Raw genomic sequence first — 17659 nt, forward strand, 5'->3', positions numbered from 1 at the left:
CCGTTTTCATGGCTGGCTGTATATATGTTTATGGGAAAATTGAAGGTAATAAAGTCACAAATCTATTTGTGGCATACTGGGAATATTCCTAATAACAATAAATTGATTAATTATTTCAAATAGGTTGCTAACAACGAAAGATAGCATCTAACGATTCTCCTTTCTAACCATTAATAACAACTTAAAGATGAACATAAAAAATAAGATATATCATACAGTCTATTTTCTCCTATTCGGAATAATAGTAGGTATTTTAAGGTGGTCTATCTGTATAAGAGATACAAATGGAGCAATGGATTTCACCCCATTTTTACAAGCGTTCTTGTTAAAAGTAGCATTGTTATTGTTTGTAATCTTAGATATTGTTTTGCATAAAATAGCCTTGAGAGCGATTTTGATAACCATTCTATTGTGTTTCAATATATGGTCTTATACCTACTATTTCAAAATAGAAGAATTGCAAGAACATTGGAGTGGACTTAAATATTCCCCGTATGACGCATATCTTCCACCCAATATTGATGATTTCATTTTTGTATGGTTGGCGAGCCAAATTCTTGTTATTTATTTGTTCTTGGCAATAGGCATTTCATATCTATTGAAAAGAAAAGAATTATTAACGAAGCAGGATAACGGAAAAGCCGTTCCCTGCTGAACTATTAAATATATCAGATATGAGAATAGTTGTATTGTATTGTTCATTCTTTTTCCCATTTAGCTATGTTATAGCGAAAAACGGCTATGTGGAACAAAATTCAGCAAAGTATTATTCTTTGACTGAACAAGATACCCTTTATATAGAAACAGAAAAAACAGAGTTTGAAATTCAATATAGACTATGTTTTAATCAGCAAGGTAAAAAGAATATTGTTTTTGAGTTGAAAGCGGTAGATGATAGTAGTATAGACTTCGTGCAAAGCTATACAATCAATGGAATAAGAAAATTTGATTGCTTTGCCGTGTATGATAATGTGGCAGACGGAAATCGTTTTTTATTCTTTGACTATAAAAGTCAAATTGCTTACATAACACCTACTTGTTTTTTCGGTTTCTATCCGATATACAGTTCTGTGGACTTTTCAAGAGCGGAAGTCTTATTACGAAATGAACACTCCTACTTGAAACAATCAAGCGATACGTTAAGTATTGACAGTAAGGTAACTTATGTGCCATTTAACTGTAATAATCGAATTATAAAGGCAACTTTTGTTCCATGTTCCCAAGCAGGAAAGGATAATAATATCTCTACAACGAAAGACAGTATCCGGTCGATGCTCCTTTCCAACCATTATCACCAATAAAATAAAGTTGTATGGAAGATTTTGACATTCTAAATAAGTTTGACAATGACAAACTAATAGACGTAGTGAAAAATTATAAGCGTTATGGCTATGATGATGAACTTCGTGATTATGCTATCAATTTATTAGGAGAGAGAGGTTGGAACAGAGAGGATCTGCAACAATTTGGCTATTTAACAAACCACGATTATGATGAAGCTGAAAAACAATACAAAGCATACAAGAGAAATTCATTGATAGGCATTTGTACGCTTATATTTAGTGGGGGAATTTTGGCTGTTGTCTATTTAATCTTTTTAATTATGGCTTATCAGAATGTTGCAAAATTCTATAAGGCATTAGGGCGCGATGAAGATGAGACTGCATTATTCAATGTTTTGGGCGTGCTGGCTTACTTTCATCTAAAAGGAAGAATGAAAGAAGAATTGAAAGGAATAAGATAAGTTTATGACAAGGTAGCGATAACAGCTAAACGCTGTTTCTCACCCAATCATTACCAACAAATAGCGTATATATATGAATAATGTAACAAAAGTAAGGATAGTATATGAATGTAGCATAATAGGCATTGTTTTGCTGACCTTCTTAAAGGGTATGTTCCCATACATGGGAGCATGGTGGCGAGTAGCCCTTATGGCTTTACTTGTAGGACTGTGGTTTTCATTGTCTTATCTGAAACGGCATAATTATAAATGGGGTTTCAGTTACATAGGGAGTCATTTATACATTAACCAATTATTGAAAGTGCAGAAGTGGTTTCAGAACGTTACCATCATAGCCTTATTGATACCTGTCTTCTTAACAGATCTCCTGTATAATCATTTTTGTTTTGTAGCATATATACTGCTTGTAGGTATGTTCTTAGGCGTGAAGCTGGCTACTTACACAGTAGAGTACACCATATATAAAAGTAAATTCATTGGTAACAAGGAAAGTTAACCCCTAAGCGATGTTCCTTTCCCAATCATTACCAATCCCATTCAATAAACAGAGAAATGATGAAAGAAAGTATAAAAAGGCTAAAAGAGAAGCTCGATCAAAGTAGTACAGGGCATTTACCTCTATCCCTGCGGGTCGATCTGATGAAACAGATCGGCGATATACTCTCTGTGCAAAAAATCCTGTGCGAGTGCTGTAAGAAAGCCTGTTCTTTCATCGGACGTCAGAATAAGGACAATGTGCAGTTGCTTTCCCGGATAAACGATTATCTGTACCGAAAGAAAGAGTCTGTTGAAGATATCCTGAAAGAAACGGAAAAGCTGAGGCTTCATGTGGAGAATAATCCTACAGAGATAGATACATTCGTGAACTGGGCCATCGTGATGCTCGGATATACCGTATATTACAACACGGTTTACATGCTGGAAATAGAAGATTATCGTGGGGAAGATGATGGTGACTTCGATCCTGAAAGCTGGAGTCCTGATTTCATCGGGTCGGCAGCCTATTCCGGTGGAAGTCCTTTTGCCCAAGGGGATGAAGGTGACACGGATAAGCGCAGGGAGTACTGGAACTGGTATCTGGATATGGTTCTTTCCATATACGAAAATCCGATGAAGGAAGTCATTCCTTTTCATACAGGTAGTAATAAAATGATATATATACCTGTACCTTCCGAATGCGACAATGTATTGTCCGACAAGATAAAGAGACTAAATTCTGCCCTTGCTTCATACATTCATGCCCCCACGGACAAGAAAGAAACAGATCGGATGAAAATTTATACGGAGGACAGCGAGCTTGTCCGTATCGTGGCAGATGTCATTCAGGAGTATTCCTGCATACCTTCCACTCCATCGGAAAAGGAGAATTACCGCATAACCGGAATTTACAATTATGACATTGTAAAATTCTGGTATTGTGTAGCCTTGCTCGCCCAGTCCTCGGATGCTTGTGCTATCGCCTGCCTGTCGGAACTTGCCCATACCCTCATGGAACAGGGACCGGGAGATCTCCATGTGCTGTACCGTATTCTGTTGCTTCTGCCAGAGCAGGAACATCTGCACAGACTGAACCAAGAGCTTGCCAGCTACTATCAGAAAATAATTCCGGGTCTTGAGTCGACAAAGTGGCTGGCAAAGGCAGGCATCCCATACCCTGACATTTTTGAATGGTCTATCTCATTCTATTTCACTTCCAATGGAGAAATGTTCTTCATGCCAGAGCATGAAGCGGAAAGGAAGGCATGGTTCATCCTGAGTGTCGAGCTGTTCGGGCCGCAAACAGTCTATGGCGACTATACACGGTTCACGAGCTTTCGGATTCATGTGAGTAACAGGGACAATACTATTCATGGACAATGGAATGAAAAAGACGGCTATCTCCTGCACGATAGAGAATGGCTGATGATGGATGAACACTATACGCCGGAACAACTTGTTATCCTGATGCACAGGCTGTCAAGTTTCGATATACGGTTTTCAAAAGTCCCGACCCGAATATATGCTTCTAAGGGGATTTCAAGGAACGCAATACAAGAGTGGATAAGGAATGAGATGGTGGCATACGAGCACGACCAAATGGAAGAGATATGTAACCAAGCTCTCGGCATACTCAAAAGCGAAGGAGATATAGGTGACACACTGAATGAGATAAGGGAGAAATGGAGTGAAGGAATACCCATACTGAAAGACAAGCGTTTCGATGAAGTTGTGACACAGTATTCCTGCTTTTCTCACGAGATGGGTATCGCAGCCTTGGGACAGGAACTTACCGCATACGGGTATGCACTCTATGATCTGGACGGGGATGAGATTTACTTGCTGGCATTGCTCCCACAGGCGGAAATGTCAGCCTTTGAGGAGAAATGCCGCAAATACGGGCAGTATTGCAGTCAATTCAAACAATCCCGTTATGATTTCGGAATGAAGGCAAGAACCATAAAGCTGCGCAAGCAGATGCCTCGTGAAAGAATGGAGTGGCCGGATGATGGAATCATCTATATCACAAGAGGTTTTGCAGGTTATTTCGCTTATGGGGAATGGAGACCGGATAACGTGGATGAGTGGCAGGGAACATTCGTCGTGGATTTGCGTATGACACCCCTTCAGCCGGTAAAATTGAAAATGAAGAGAATCCACAGTTTCATATATTCAGAGGAACTGGACTTCTATGCCGCATTATACTCAACCTCTTGGGGAGAAATGCCTATTGGCGGAAAGAATCCGTTGGAGGCGGAGAAATGGCCACGCATGTGTGATTTGTCCGTTGAAGGAAGGTATGAATTCCGATGGTGCGGGCGTTATCTCTGTTTAGGCGATGTTCATAGCGCCATTGTCCACACAATGACGGAACGGGGAGTCAGGTATGTAAGCAGGATTATGCTGCCGGAAGGCATGAAGTATGCCCCAAGTTTCAGTACAGACGGGAAGGGAACGCTGTATATCATCATGGGGGAATACAGCCGGTCAAGAATCATCCGATATGACGACAAGGGAAACTATACTATGATGCCATTCTCCATGTCCGACTACGATACATTCCGTGACGGCAGCATCCCTGTACCGAATACGACACATATTCTACTACTGAGGCAATACACGGCAAGAGGTAACAGCGGGATATGGCTTGAATCGGGATTACTCGATCTGGATATGGCGACACAGAGATGCCGGATCGCCCCTCTCCACACGGGAGACGGTTCGTTCAACCTGCGTGAATTTCATAAAGAGTGGGTGCTGGTGGAAAGCGATTTGAACGGCAACCGTACCGACTATGCCCGTCTCTGGAACCGAAAGACGAACGAAGTCATGCGCCTCCGTCCCGGAGTATTGGGGGATGAATTATTTAAGTCCCTTCATGCGTTGCCTGACGGTACTATCATCGTGAATACCCTTGACGATGTGGGTGACGTGCTATGTAGAGCGGAAGATTTCTGGAATTTCCTATGCACGACAAGCCGTCCGAGAAAAATGGGATATTGGCTCAACTATCCGAATCCTTATCCCGATACAGACTATGAGTTGCCTCCCTTGTCGGAGGATACCAGCCTGATGCTCGCACCTCCGTTTACCGAGTCTTCGTCCGTCCATTCACCTGCCAAAAAAACACGTCCGGCGGGAAATAACAAGGACGGATCGACAGAAATCACTGACACACGGGGTTCGGAAGGTATAGAGATTACAGAAGGCTTATTGAAGATCAACGGGCGACAGGTTTCCCTGCCTTTATCCTATACAGCTATGGTACACATTTTCGGCAAAGAGAGAATCATATTCACGCATCGGACGATGCAGGATGACAAAGGCAAGACTGTGCAGTATGACAAACGGGGGTTCCTCGTCTGGGACAATGCCGGGGTGTCTGCCGTCCGGAACGAAGAGAACGCCTATAACATTTCTGCCATCTATCTATGGGTGACGGAAAACAAGGAATCTGTTAGAAACCTTCCTGCCCCGACCGGTGTGTTCTGCGGCGAAATTGTAGTGGAGGGTATCAGGTGGAACCGAAAATCCGGCATGGCAATCCGTAGCGGAGAACTGGAAATAATGACGTCCGCATCGGAAGGATATATGGAAATCACATTTGCCAATAGCCGAAACCGAAAGTACACTTGGCAACATTATCGGGATGCGATGGTTGAAAATATGCAGGCGGCGTTCATGGAAAGGAATCGGCTTGTGAACAAATCCTTTGGCCAACAGCCAGAGGAAGCCTTTACGTCAGCTGAAACCTGCGGAACTTTCCTTTCCCACGTAGTCCGTGCTCTTGAAGCCGGGTATTCTATGGGCAGGAGCGTGCGTTATCTAAAAACGAGCCTGCTCCTACCTCTGACAGAGGCGGCGATAAAATGTAGTGAGTACGGCTCTGTCAAGGCATCAGACATGCTTTCCGTGTATTCGGGCTGTGTGCTTCTCGGTTATGAAAAGTTGAATATGAAGCGGTTTTGCGAAACAATGGCTAAGAAGGGCATTCGCGATTTCGTGTTTGACACATTGATCCGCTGCTGCGTTCCTGATTGGGAAGTCACGGAATATACCGTATTCCCGAAAATTAAGAAATGGATCTCCTCACAAGTGGAAAGTGGAAGCATAACGGAAGCGAAAGCTGCATTAAAAAATATTTCTTGTATTTCAGAGAATATCCTGATAACAGATGCGCTGATTACATCAACTTTAAAAATATAAAACAGTATGGAACCAACAAAAACAACCGAAAAATTCACGAGTGTGCATAAAACTTTCAGTTACACTCCTCAAAGTGCACTGACAAACCAATGGTCAAACTTGGCATTTGGGATAGGTATGGTCGTCGTACCTTTGATTTATCCTTTTGGGTTACGTATCAGGCGGGCAGTCATCCTCTCTCCAGAAGTCTTTTCCACGATTTTGATTATTGGCGGTGTATTACTGCTTATAATGACATTCTTTGACATTCCGAAGAATTTCGATCTTTATTCAGCTAATTAATTCCTTATTTATTAATAAAAACAATTTGAAAAATTATGAATGCAAAATTATTGAAGAACCTGTTTATGACATTGGTCATAGCAATTTTTATCTCTTCCTGTTCATCTGCAAATGATTGTACAATGGCTTCCGATGAAGGTGTAGCTAAAGTAAAGGAACTTGTAAAAAAACATGTGGATATAAACGAATGTAAAATTTACCGCATAGAATGGAAAGAAGATAGGCAAGAACGCAAATTGGAAAACGTATTGAGCCAAATCAGCGTAGATTACATCGACAAGAAGGACAATGACTATAATTTGACCATTAATTATACGGATGGTGAATTTGTACCCGAAGAACCGAGAAAAGGAAAATTCGCATCAAATTCTTATAAATATACTACAGCCATTGAGATTGACGGAATGAATGCCGAGGAAATACGGCACAATATTGCCAGTGGCGGTGAATTGGTAATCCTTCAGGAAGAAGGCGAACAATATGAGTTCAAATCGGTAGAAAAATATATGCTGTATATGCGTCCCGTCCCCAAAGATTACGAAGACCATTGGAAGAAATGGGGTGATGACAAAAAAAAGGAGTATCGGCAATTGCGCCAGATGTTCGAACTCAATTTTATCAAAAAGGACGAACAAAAGGAGGTCAGGGGAAGACACGTTTGGACGAACTATTACACCGTGCCGTTTGAAACTAATGAAGCCGGTGAAGTTGAAATAGAACAATAATCCTGTTTGCCCATGACACTGTTTGTCAATACACCAAAGATAACCGACGGCGAAGTGGAAGAGCTGTTCTCTGCCGGAATGTCACTTCTGTCCTGCAAGGCTTTCCCTGCCGCTTATTTGTGTTTCAACCGCATTCCGAACAAGGATTTCAGGCTGTTGTACAACAAGGCGCTATGTTGCTTCATGGTAAAATGGCATGATGAATGTTACAGATTGCTTTGTGAGGCGGAACGGCTTATGTCCGGTGGGGATGTTATCCGCATGGCAGAGTTACCCGAAGCATTCCTTCGTTATGATTATGATGAAGGGCATCCTTTTTATCCCATGCCGCACGGTATTCCGGTATCTTTGGCATACAGGCAACTGCTGCGCTTAAAAGCGGAAACCGCATTCAAATTGCATTTGTATAGTGAAGTCAAGGCTATTTCCGGGCGTCTGGGGGGCAAGTACCGGCATATTGAAGAACTAATCTTAAAAATTGGGAACAATGACTTGTAAAGAGATATATAATCTGCACGCATTCAGAGCTAAGGAGTCCGATTTACACGATGCGTATTGGGATGTTCCGCTTGATAGTCGGGACGAAACCCACAAAAACAATACTTCTCTGCATACAGCCTGCTATTTTGCAGACATAACCGCAGTAGGCATACTGCTGGACAGAGGTATGGATGTCAATGTAAAAAATGATGACGGCGACACACCATTGTGCGTTCTGGCAAGATGCAACCCTTGTCTGAACGATGCCGTCTTTGCCGATGTTGCCGGACTGCTGCTTTCCAAGGGGGCAAGAGTGCCACGGTCAGGCAAGGATACAACCGCCTTGATAGAAGCGGTACGCAACCGCCACTTCCTGATGGCTGATATTCTCTTGGAATCGGGAAACCGTATCGATTCTACCGGTCCGGGCGGTGACAATGTGTTGCACGTCCTCTGTCTATCTGCCGGACTCATCGCGGACGACATCAGGCGTACAGAAAGACGGATAGCAGACTTTTCTGAACGGTGGTACTCGGAAAAATCCAAACAGGAGACAGTTGATGAATTGGAAAACCTGCGGGAGGCGGACAGGCAGTGTTGCCACACGGCAAGACTGATTCTGGAAAACGGGCAGATAGACCCAGAGGAAAAGAACGACAGCGGAAAGATGCCTTTTGACATAGCCTCAGAAAACGGTGCCCGAAAAATCGGAGCATTGTTGTCGGGGCAAGATCCCGAGACGGACGAGCTTGCCGCTCTTGCCGGAGGGTTGGACATCTTTCAGGCATTGTGGTACAAGGACGAAGCGGCATGGGATGCCCTGCTACGTTCCGGTGTAGAGACTCAGACCGTCTGCGAGGATAAAAATCTATCCGACTTTCAGGGCAAATCCCCCTTGGGATGCGCTTTGTCATGGAATAACTACCCAGCAGCGGAAATGTTGCTCAGGGGCGGTGCTGATCCGAATTTCAAGGACTCGGAAGAGCGGACTGCTTTTGCCGTATGGATGAATGAAAAAAAATGCTGCACAGAAAATAAGGAGGAATGCTTGCATTTCCTCCAATGCCTGACAGAGTGCGGGTGGAATCCAGAGTCCCCAGCCGATAAAGAGGGTAACACGGCATTATCCGTTGCTTGCCGAAGAGCAGGGAGTGAATTAGGGAATTGGGCTGTCCGTTATCTCGTGAAGAACGGGGCTGATGTCAATGCCGCCAATATGCAAGGCCAGACTCCGGCAATGAACCTCTATGGAGGATGCTTCTGGAACGGGAATATTCCCCGTATCGCAGGTTTCCCACGATCATATCCATATGGTGGACGCAGCTGCACAGGAGAAGATGCGGAGATACTTGAAATCCTGCTTGAAGCCGGGGCAGATATAAACGCCAAGGACAAATGGGGTAATACCCTGTTGCATTATATCGCAGCCAGCTCGATAAGGGGGGCGAAAGAAGCTGCTGCCCTTGTGACAGACTTCGGTACTCCGGATGTGAACGCCGTGAACAACGAGGGAAAAATGGCTTTGGACATTGCAGCGGAAAAGAACAATGAAACTCTTGTAAAATTTTTATTGAAATATAGTTGATAATCGTATGGACAATAACATGACTTTTTTGAATGCGTGTCGCAACGGACAGAAAAGCATTGTACAGATATTCCTTAAAAAAGGAGGCATCAATGTAAATAAACGGGATGCGGAGGGTAATACTCCGTTGTATTATGCTTGCCTGAAAGGATTTAGGGACATTGTGACTATTCTACTGGACAACGATGCGGATGTTTCCATTGCCAATAACTCTTCGGAAATTCCTTTACATGCAACTGCCAGAAGTGGGAACAAGGAAATAATAGGAAAACTGATCCAATATGGGGCTAATTTGGATGCTACAGACAAGGAAGGACGTACTCCTTTAATTTGTCTCCTTGACAACAAGCGCACCGATGCAGCACTGTTTCTGATAGAACAAGGTGCAGACACGGAAATAACAGACAATACAGGTCATAAAGCTATAGATTACGCTACAGCCCACGGGTTACGTGAAGTGGTGACATGTCTGTCGGTGAAAGAGACAACCGACGGACATGGAAACACGCCACTGCATCAGGCGGTTTTCAACGGACAATCAGAAACAGTCCGTATGCTACTTCCCACTTCGGGCAATATGCTGAATGCGCCGAACGATGCAGGAGAAACGCCACTGATTATTGCTTGTATGAAAGGCAACCTTATCATAGCAGACTTACTGATCGATGCCGGTGCAGAAGTGAATAAAGCCCTTTTGAACGGGAATACTCCCTTGCATTTTGCTGTTTGGTCGGAAAACAAGTTTATTGGCCGGAAATTGATAGCGACCAATGCACAAGTGGATGCACAGAATGAAAATGGGGAAACACCCCTTATCCTTGCAGCCAGAGAAGGAAACAACGAGTTCGCCGCACTGCTTGTGGAACACGGGGCGAACGTGAACCTTGCGGATAATCTTCAACGGACGGCATTGTATTATGCCGGCGAGCGAGGTTATAACGAAATAGTGGAAATGCTTTTGACAGCAGGAGCAGAAGGATAATATATCACACATATTTACATAATTAAATAATTGACAGTATGACAAAAGAAAAATCAAATCCTCAAAGTCCTGAGGAAATGGCAAAGACGGCTCAGGAAGCCGCTGTAAAATCAGCAATGGAACAAGCTCAAGCCATGTTTGGAAACATTCCGGGATTTCAAATGCCCGGTGGTATGCAGGAACAAATTATGACCCAGATGGGAAGCGGAGTTCCTGATATGGCTGAAATTCAGGCACAGCAGGAGGCTATGCTTAAAGCTGCCGGTGTTGATCCGGCAGTGGTTGCACAGGCAGGTATGCAGAATATGGCATTTGCCCAGCAAATGATGCAGGAAGCAATGGACGGTACTCTTGGTAAAGGGTTGTCTTCATCCGATGCTATGGCGCAAATGATGGAAGCCTTCGGGGATGACGGGTGGACTATCAACAGATCCGAAACCGGGAAACTGGATGCAGAACAGCTACGTCTATTAGCGTTCGGTGCCCCCATGCTGGTTTACAATGATGAGAAGGTAGACTCGCTGGCCGATGATGAAGATGTTGAAACCATCAAATGCACACTTAAAGATTGGTGGAACGTCACAGACAGGGAGAGCACATTGGATATTGTCAAATGGTTACTGGAAGAGGGACATCACGCCGAAGCCGATGAGGCTCTGGCGGAAATCCATAAACGCAGGATTGAGAATATATCCCAAGAAGAACGATGTGACGAGGAAAGCAAGATGGGAGATGTATGCCTGATAATGGAGAGTATGCTTGAAAACGGCTGGTGTCCGAAAGGGCAAATGCCGGACAGTGTCATTGCATGGGATCTGGTGCGGGTCGTGAACCTCGGACGCTGGGCATATCTTTGCGGCTATGTGAATGAGGATGAGATGTGGCAGATCATGCAGGTAGCGGCAGACATCGCACTCGAACACTTTTCTTCATGGGAGGAATACGGCCGGAGTTTCATCATGGGACGTGGTGTATGGCATGGTGAGCCTGTTGACAGTGAAACGGCATACGAGATCGTAGAACTCTTGCTGGAGAGTGAAGAATCACCGTGGAAGCAGTCAAGTTTTAGAGCAAATAAAGAACAAACTTAAAAACGAAACAAATATGAAACCAGAAAATGAAGAAAAGATGGATCAGGAAAAACATTTTCCCAGTCATTTCGGAGAGGTCTATGATGCCATGCCGGAGAAATTCGAAAAGCGTGAGAACAAGTTCAAACCAATTATTTATTGGGTACTGACAGCTGTATGTGTATTGCTTGTCATTTTTCCCGAATGGTTGCCATTTATCCCCTCGTGGCTGATACGGGTAGTTGGTGTTGTCGGAGCTATCTATTTGGGTTTAACCGCATTGGTCGCAGACCTTAGTATCTATAACCGTGAAAGCGGTGGTGAAGTGAAGCGTTACAAGACCAAAAAGTTCATCAGTAGCATGACTGACAAAGAGGATATTGTCGACGCTTTTAACCGCCATGATTTTGAGTACCTGTGCGATCTGCCCAGCGGTAATGATCAGCCTGTGCAGCTGCAAGTGGAAAAGGATGAAACAGGACATGAATTCTATTGTATCTTGGTTACTTACACTCCGGGATATAAGATTGTCGGACTTGCGGATCCCATTATCCTCACCGGGGATGAATATGAAAAGAACAAAGTATTTATCCAACATATGTGCGATCATGATGCTGACTGACAACCGGCATCGTTTCTCGTAAAAATCCCCTAATCGGAAGGAAAGCCACATGCGATCTCCTGTTATCGGTTTATGCGGCTTTCCTTGTTTTCCCAAATGAAAATTATGCAGCTGGTTAATTGGATATTGCTTTTTCTTGCAACGTTGTTTGGTTATTTGGATAGCATGAAAGCAACCTCGTTGTCACAAGATACCATACGGGATGAGGCTTACCAGCTTTATCCGCTGGGGATTGCTTGCCGTAATAATGATCTGGAAACCATAAAACGATTACTTGCAGGAAAAGATGAACCTATGGCAATGGGTAACGATTGTTATGAGTTTGATATACTCTATACGGCAATCTATTTTAACAAAGAAGATGTGCTAAAATACGCTCTTACCCGATACAAGGATATTAACGATAGAGTATATAGTGATGAATACGGACTTACGCTTCTGACATACGCTTGCAAATTGTCTAACGTAAAGTTAGCCCGTATCTTGCTGGAGCATGGCATTCATGTAAATGGTTGTCAAAGTCCATACGACACTTACAAAGTATATCCGATTATGGAAGCCATTGCCAATAATAACATTGAACTGGTACGGTTGCTCTTAGAGTATCATGCAGATCTTAATGTAAAGGATAGTAACGGCATCACCCCTCTTGCTTTGGCAAAGGAAACAGGTGCAAAGGAGATTGAAAATTTACTTTTACAAGGGATGAAACAACAAAAGTAATGCTAACAACGCAGGATAATGGATAAGCTGTTTTCTGCTGACCCATTAGTAACAATAGTGCGAAACATGAGAATTATAAAAATAATATTGTATTACTTACTATTGGCAAGTAGCCTTTATGCAGGTACAGGTATTATAAGCCCCTTATACGGAACAGGGTGGCATTTTTCGCTTGCATCTATGTATTGGGCTGTCTTTTCAGTGTTGTTCGTAGGAAGCGACTTGTGGCTACATCATAAAATATCACGCCTTATCGCTTTGTCTATATTGGCACTTACCTACCTAATGAGTTTTGAATATTATTTGTTTTGTGATGAATACAGATTTGTGGTTCATCAAGGTTCAAACGAAAAGATTTTTTTAGCAGACATAGGCAAATTTCATGAGTATTGGTTTTATCAAGGTTTGTTGGTTGCCTATCTGCTCTTAGCAATTGTTTTTTCGCATCTATTGACAGAAAAAAAGTTATTGATGAAGCAGGATAACGGATGAGCTAACCCATTAGTGATAATAGCATAATTCTAAATTCAAAATATAGATATATGATTGTATGTGCGATGACTATTATACTTTTAGCGATTTTGCTGTCGCTATTCTTGTTGAGAAAGAAAAAATGCAGCACCGAAAAGAAAATAACACTGATAGTATGCTTTTCGGTAGGTATGTATATTTTGTTCAGTATGATTATGTTATCATATTTCTTCTTAGGTGATTTCTCCGCAGAAGAATTATGGTAAAAATCACTAATGAAGTGGGGTAATGGGCAAACCGTTCCCTGCGAAACTATCAAAAACAGTGTACTATACATGGAAACAAGAGATAAACTTTTTACAGAAGAACAGTATAGGAAACAACTTGCTGGATATTCCAAAAGGTGTAAACAGTTAGAAAGTAGTATTATGGAAATTATCAATGCAGAGAAAGAACATATTCAATTATACTCTGCTCCAAATTCTAATGTTGCTTACAATAAAACAGTTACGCTTTTTGGATGTAAATTGAATTCATTTCTAACCAAGTATTCAGTTGGGGAAGATATGGAAGTATTAAAATATGATTACAATGATTTATTAGAAACGCTAACAAATCATTGGACGATTACCGGTATGTATGTACAGATGTTATGGATGTTGTCTATTGGAATAATGTTAGATACAGATGAGCAAAATATAAGGATATTATCAAGTATGGTTGACAATGAAAATGTTAATGATGCCTTGTATGATTTTTTAATAAAATACAGATTAACCGATTGGGAAAGATGCTCCAACACAGTATTGTTTCCAGTTCCTTATCAAAGTGCATTGTCTATAATTTCCAGCAACAATCAAAGTAAGGAATTGTCTATTCAGAAATTAGAGAAGTATCTTAAAAAGGAATGGTATCGAGGTCATTCTGATTGTGCTTGGCATGACGACCATAAATATGGTATCAGGCATGACGGTTATTGGAGTTTTGAAAGCGGTGCATTGGTTAAGATCTTGGGACTGGATGATAGCAGCCTTAAAGGACTACCATACTATCCATATGATATGGTACACTGGAATGAGAACAAAATATGATGTTAACTAACCATTATTGATAATTGCATATTATGTTACAAGTACTTAGATATACAGCATTTTATATTGCCCTGTTCTTGCTTCTATCAAGTTGCACTACAATCAATGGAATAAAAAAGGTATCGTGCCATTTGACAGATACAATAAGCCTACGTGATTTACATCTTACCGCAGCTTATAATGTCGCAGTTGGAAATAGAGATACTATTTGTTGTTCTGATAGGTCTTTTGAAGAAATGATGCAATTCGAGGACGGAATGGGTGTAAAATATCTGCGTACAGTTACAGATAAGGAACATCACATTAAATCTGTATATGCCTACGATGATGACAGGAATTTATTGTATTGTAACTTTGAATTTATGTCTGATAGTGATTATAACAGTGTACCAATCGGCAGAGAGTACAAATTTAATTCACAAGGAAATATAACCGAAATCATAAATCACGAAGAAGGATATTCAATTTGTTGTGAACAAGCAATGTATATCGGTGACAGATATAGTAAGCGAAAGGCAAGTAAGGAATATTCAAAACGGATCTTGGATAGAGGTAAATGGCAAGGCAAGAAAGTTTGGGAATATCACTATACAGACAAAAAGAAGCAAGATAAAATGCTTGTCATTGACGGGAATAGTGGAAAAATACTCAAAAAGAAAGATGTTTTTGTAACATATTAATATATCAATAACAAGCCAAGTTAGCTACTGAACGCAGCTCCTTGTCAAACCATTATAAACGACCGAGAACATATGAGAATAAAAGAATACTTGACAGACGAACTATTGATGATCGCCAATAATGTAACAGGTGAATACTCGGACAAACAGATCAGACAAGCAAAGCTGGAACTGTATAACCGTGGTGTTAACGATGAGGTCATAGCTGATATCATGGAAGAAAAAGAGGAAGCCTTTATGAAAAGGCTGGATGCTGCTGCACGTGCAGAAGAAGCACAAATCAATAAGCGTAATGAGAAGAACAGAAACATCAGCTATCAATGGTGGGAAATGCTAATTATGTTCGCATTTGCACCATTCTACTTATTGAACCGGTATTATTTTCCAAGCGAATTTTTCTCGAAATTGAAACAGTTGAAAAAAGAAAAGTATGACTTGAAATTTAAGCAACGAATCGCATGTTTGCTCACAGGAGATATAACTTGGTTTATCTATTGGCTTTATTCCTATACATTAGAAAAATAAGTTTATAACAAGGAAAGATAACCCCTAAAAGGTGTTCCTTTCCGAATCATTACCAATAAAAGTGTATAATGAAGCGATTTTTTTATATTATATTGTCAATGTTATTCCCGTTTCTAATGATAAAGGGGCAAACTGGGAAGGATTCCATCCTGTTCTGCGGAAATATTGTATATGATGGGGATGCCTGTGAAGCTACTTTCATGTATGAACTATACATAAAACATAATCCTAAACAACGGGTTCCAATCGTATTTGATTCGGAATTTTCCATTAAATGTGCACTTGGTGATACGTTGGTACTAAAACATATTGAAACAGGCTATCCTTACTTTTATCAAATGGTGGAATTTATAGCGAATGATACACTGCCACAAAACATCCATATCTGGAGATACTCAAAGTCTTGTAATGATTGGTATTATCATCAGAAATATAAAATAGCAAACTTGTCTATTAAAGACACAATCAGAAAGTCCGAAATGGTAGGTACATATAAATGTAAGTGGAAGAAAAAAGATAGCGATTATTCGGTAACGTCTGCTGCAACCATGAAAATAAATGCTGATGGGACATTTGAACTGATTGATGAATGGGTTAGTTGGGATATTTTTGGAACGACTTACCATGCTGGGAATTGGGAGATTAAACAAGATACATTAATTTGTAAAGTTGTTCCTGAACTAATGCCTTCAACCGTACAAGAACGTTATCCGGGGCAAGTATTACATTTTGTCTGGGCTAATTTTGAAGATGATAAGCAATGTATTATGGAAGAAGGAAAAGTTTATAAGTTCCTTGTACGTAAAAAAGGTTTGATTCAGACAGATATACAAGATTATATATATAAAAAAGTAAAAAATTGGTAACAAGGAGAATAAACAATAGTACGATGAAGATGAATAAAACAGTTTGGTCTATCCTATCATTGACAACTTTCAGTGTTTTGCTGATAGCCATAACATTATTTTGTGGTGACTTAGGCTTTGGTCGTCTGTTCGGAATATATGGCATTATGGAATATTGTCTTTTAAGTATGCTTATACTTATAGATATACTGGTAATTTACAAGGTCTATAAACTATATGCAATGCAGCCTAAAGCCATAATGTTATTGTTGGGTTTGGAATGTTGCTCTATCCTTTTGTGGTTTGCCTTTATCTATATGGATCAAAGTCTATTAGACTGGCAAATTACAAACTTCATATTGCAAGCTGTCAGTTTAGATGGTTTCACAGGGGATGAACGGGGATTGAATATACTTGCAGTCTTATGCGGCGTAATCTATCCTCTTATCGGGATTGGGTGTTTATGTACCGGACGGGGATTTATAAATAAGTTAGTAACAACGAAAGATAGCATCTAATGATGTTTTTTCTAACCATTAATAATAATTGAGTGCATGAAAAAGATTATTTTCCACATATTAGCATTTCTGTTTTGTTTGTCTATACAAGCACAACAGCGTTTCTTCGGTGTCATTCAGGATGCGGACGGATATGTAAATGTACGTAGCACAAGTGGAGCAGTAATAGGCAAATTATTGGATAATCATGTGTTTGTTGATTGGAATGCACAAAAGAGTCATAAAGAATGGCATAGCGTAGAATATGGGGCAGAAACGGGTATAACCAAGACTTGCCCGAATGGAAATACCTATACAGGAGAAATCCATAAAAGCCGCATCCGTTATTTGACAGATTTGCCACAGTTGAAGAAACAGCCACAAAGTACGGATAAATGCCTTGTATATGCCAACGATACATTAACTGTAAAGATAAACTTCCAAGACTTTAATCCACGAAAACATGCCATTGTTTATGATTTGGAAGCAGGTTTTGTTCGGAGTATTGACGGTTGTTCTGACTTGATAGGCATAGATGGTAATATTCCGCATAAAGAATATGCTTCTATCATTATCAAGCATCCTACCGGAATATTGGAATTCCCAACAGCATATATAACAACCCGTTGGCGGAATTAAATCAGCGCATATTTA

The 17659-nt window shown here is 41.0% G+C and carries 19 protein-coding genes; all 19 read left to right on the forward strand.

Going from position 1 to position 17659, the window contains the following annotated elements; all coding sequences use genetic code 11:
• The first annotated feature begins 674 nt into the window (after positions 1–674).
• Entirely contained in the window at positions 675–1301 is a 627-nt protein-coding gene (locus HMPREF2794_RS07795) for a hypothetical protein (RefSeq protein WP_024986787.1), read from the forward strand.
• Between the two features lie 11 nt (positions 1302–1312).
• Positions 1313–1744, forward strand: a complete 432-nt coding sequence (locus HMPREF2794_RS07800; protein WP_036617834.1) for a hypothetical protein — start codon at positions 1313–1315, stop codon at positions 1742–1744.
• 73 nt (positions 1745–1817) lie between these two features.
• On the forward strand, positions 1818–2240 hold the full coding sequence (locus HMPREF2794_RS07805) for a hypothetical protein (RefSeq protein WP_036617836.1): 423 nt from the start codon (positions 1818–1820) through the stop codon (positions 2238–2240).
• Positions 2241–2296: 56 nt separating this feature from the next.
• Positions 2297–6427, forward strand: coding sequence for an Imm5 family immunity protein (locus HMPREF2794_RS07810; protein ID WP_051635712.1), 4131 nt, complete (start codon positions 2297–2299; stop codon positions 6425–6427).
• 6 nt (positions 6428–6433) lie between these two features.
• Positions 6434–6709, forward strand: coding sequence for a hypothetical protein (locus tag HMPREF2794_RS07815; RefSeq protein WP_230319812.1), 276 nt, complete (start codon positions 6434–6436; stop codon positions 6707–6709).
• A 35-nt stretch (positions 6710–6744) separates the two neighbouring features.
• Positions 6745–7434: a hypothetical protein gene (locus tag HMPREF2794_RS07820; protein WP_036617838.1), complete on the forward strand. Its 690-nt coding sequence runs from the start codon at positions 6745–6747 to the stop codon at positions 7432–7434.
• Positions 7435–7446: 12 nt separating this feature from the next.
• The gene (locus HMPREF2794_RS07825; protein ID WP_051635713.1) at positions 7447–7932 is read left to right on the forward strand and encodes a hypothetical protein; all 486 of its coding nucleotides are present in this window, start codon (positions 7447–7449) and stop codon (positions 7930–7932) included.
• Positions 7922–9499 (forward strand): ankyrin repeat domain-containing protein, encoded by a 1578-nt coding sequence (locus HMPREF2794_RS07830; RefSeq protein WP_070751291.1) that lies wholly within the window; start codon positions 7922–7924, stop codon positions 9497–9499. Before HMPREF2794_RS07825 ends, HMPREF2794_RS07830 begins: the two co-directional genes overlap by 11 nt.
• Positions 9500–9506: 7 nt before the next feature.
• Positions 9507–10481 carry an ankyrin repeat domain-containing protein gene (locus HMPREF2794_RS07835; RefSeq protein ID WP_036617843.1) on the forward strand — a complete coding sequence of 325 codons (975 nt, stop codon included), beginning with the start codon at positions 9507–9509 and terminating at the stop codon, positions 10479–10481.
• A gap of 38 nt (positions 10482–10519) precedes the next feature.
• Entirely contained in the window at positions 10520–11572 is a 1053-nt protein-coding gene (locus HMPREF2794_RS07840) for a DUF1266 domain-containing protein (RefSeq protein ID WP_070751292.1), read from the forward strand.
• A gap of 13 nt (positions 11573–11585) precedes the next feature.
• The gene (locus tag HMPREF2794_RS07845) at positions 11586–12173 is read left to right on the forward strand and encodes a hypothetical protein (RefSeq protein WP_051635714.1); all 588 of its coding nucleotides are present in this window, start codon (positions 11586–11588) and stop codon (positions 12171–12173) included.
• 105 nt (positions 12174–12278) lie between these two features.
• Positions 12279–12896: an ankyrin repeat domain-containing protein gene (locus tag HMPREF2794_RS07850; protein WP_036617847.1), complete on the forward strand. Its 618-nt coding sequence runs from the start codon at positions 12279–12281 to the stop codon at positions 12894–12896.
• A gap of 18 nt (positions 12897–12914) precedes the next feature.
• Entirely contained in the window at positions 12915–13388 is a 474-nt protein-coding gene (locus HMPREF2794_RS07855; RefSeq protein ID WP_227225853.1) for a hypothetical protein, read from the forward strand.
• A gap of 314 nt (positions 13389–13702) precedes the next feature.
• The gene (locus tag HMPREF2794_RS07860; protein WP_036617852.1) at positions 13703–14458 is read left to right on the forward strand and encodes a PoNi-like cognate immunity protein; all 756 of its coding nucleotides are present in this window, start codon (positions 13703–13705) and stop codon (positions 14456–14458) included.
• Between the two features lie 32 nt (positions 14459–14490).
• Positions 14491–15138: a hypothetical protein gene (locus tag HMPREF2794_RS07865; RefSeq protein WP_036653193.1), complete on the forward strand. Its 648-nt coding sequence runs from the start codon at positions 14491–14493 to the stop codon at positions 15136–15138.
• A 72-nt stretch (positions 15139–15210) separates the two neighbouring features.
• The gene (locus HMPREF2794_RS07870; protein WP_024986799.1) at positions 15211–15663 is read left to right on the forward strand and encodes a hypothetical protein; all 453 of its coding nucleotides are present in this window, start codon (positions 15211–15213) and stop codon (positions 15661–15663) included.
• Between the two features lie 68 nt (positions 15664–15731).
• A complete protein-coding gene (locus HMPREF2794_RS07875) occupies positions 15732–16529 on the forward strand; it encodes a hypothetical protein (RefSeq protein WP_036617856.1) in 798 nt (265 codons plus the stop codon).
• 29 nt (positions 16530–16558) lie between these two features.
• Positions 16559–17026 (forward strand): hypothetical protein, encoded by a 468-nt coding sequence (locus tag HMPREF2794_RS07880; protein ID WP_036617888.1) that lies wholly within the window; start codon positions 16559–16561, stop codon positions 17024–17026.
• Between the two features lie 36 nt (positions 17027–17062).
• The gene (locus tag HMPREF2794_RS07885; protein WP_246839593.1) at positions 17063–17644 is read left to right on the forward strand and encodes a hypothetical protein; all 582 of its coding nucleotides are present in this window, start codon (positions 17063–17065) and stop codon (positions 17642–17644) included.
• Positions 17645–17659: the final 15 nt, after the last annotated feature.

Origin of the sequence: Bacteroides sp. HMSC067B03, from assembly GCF_001811315.1 — a bacterium.
Taxonomy (GTDB): Bacteria; Bacteroidota; Bacteroidia; order Bacteroidales; family Bacteroidaceae; genus Bacteroides; species Bacteroides faecis.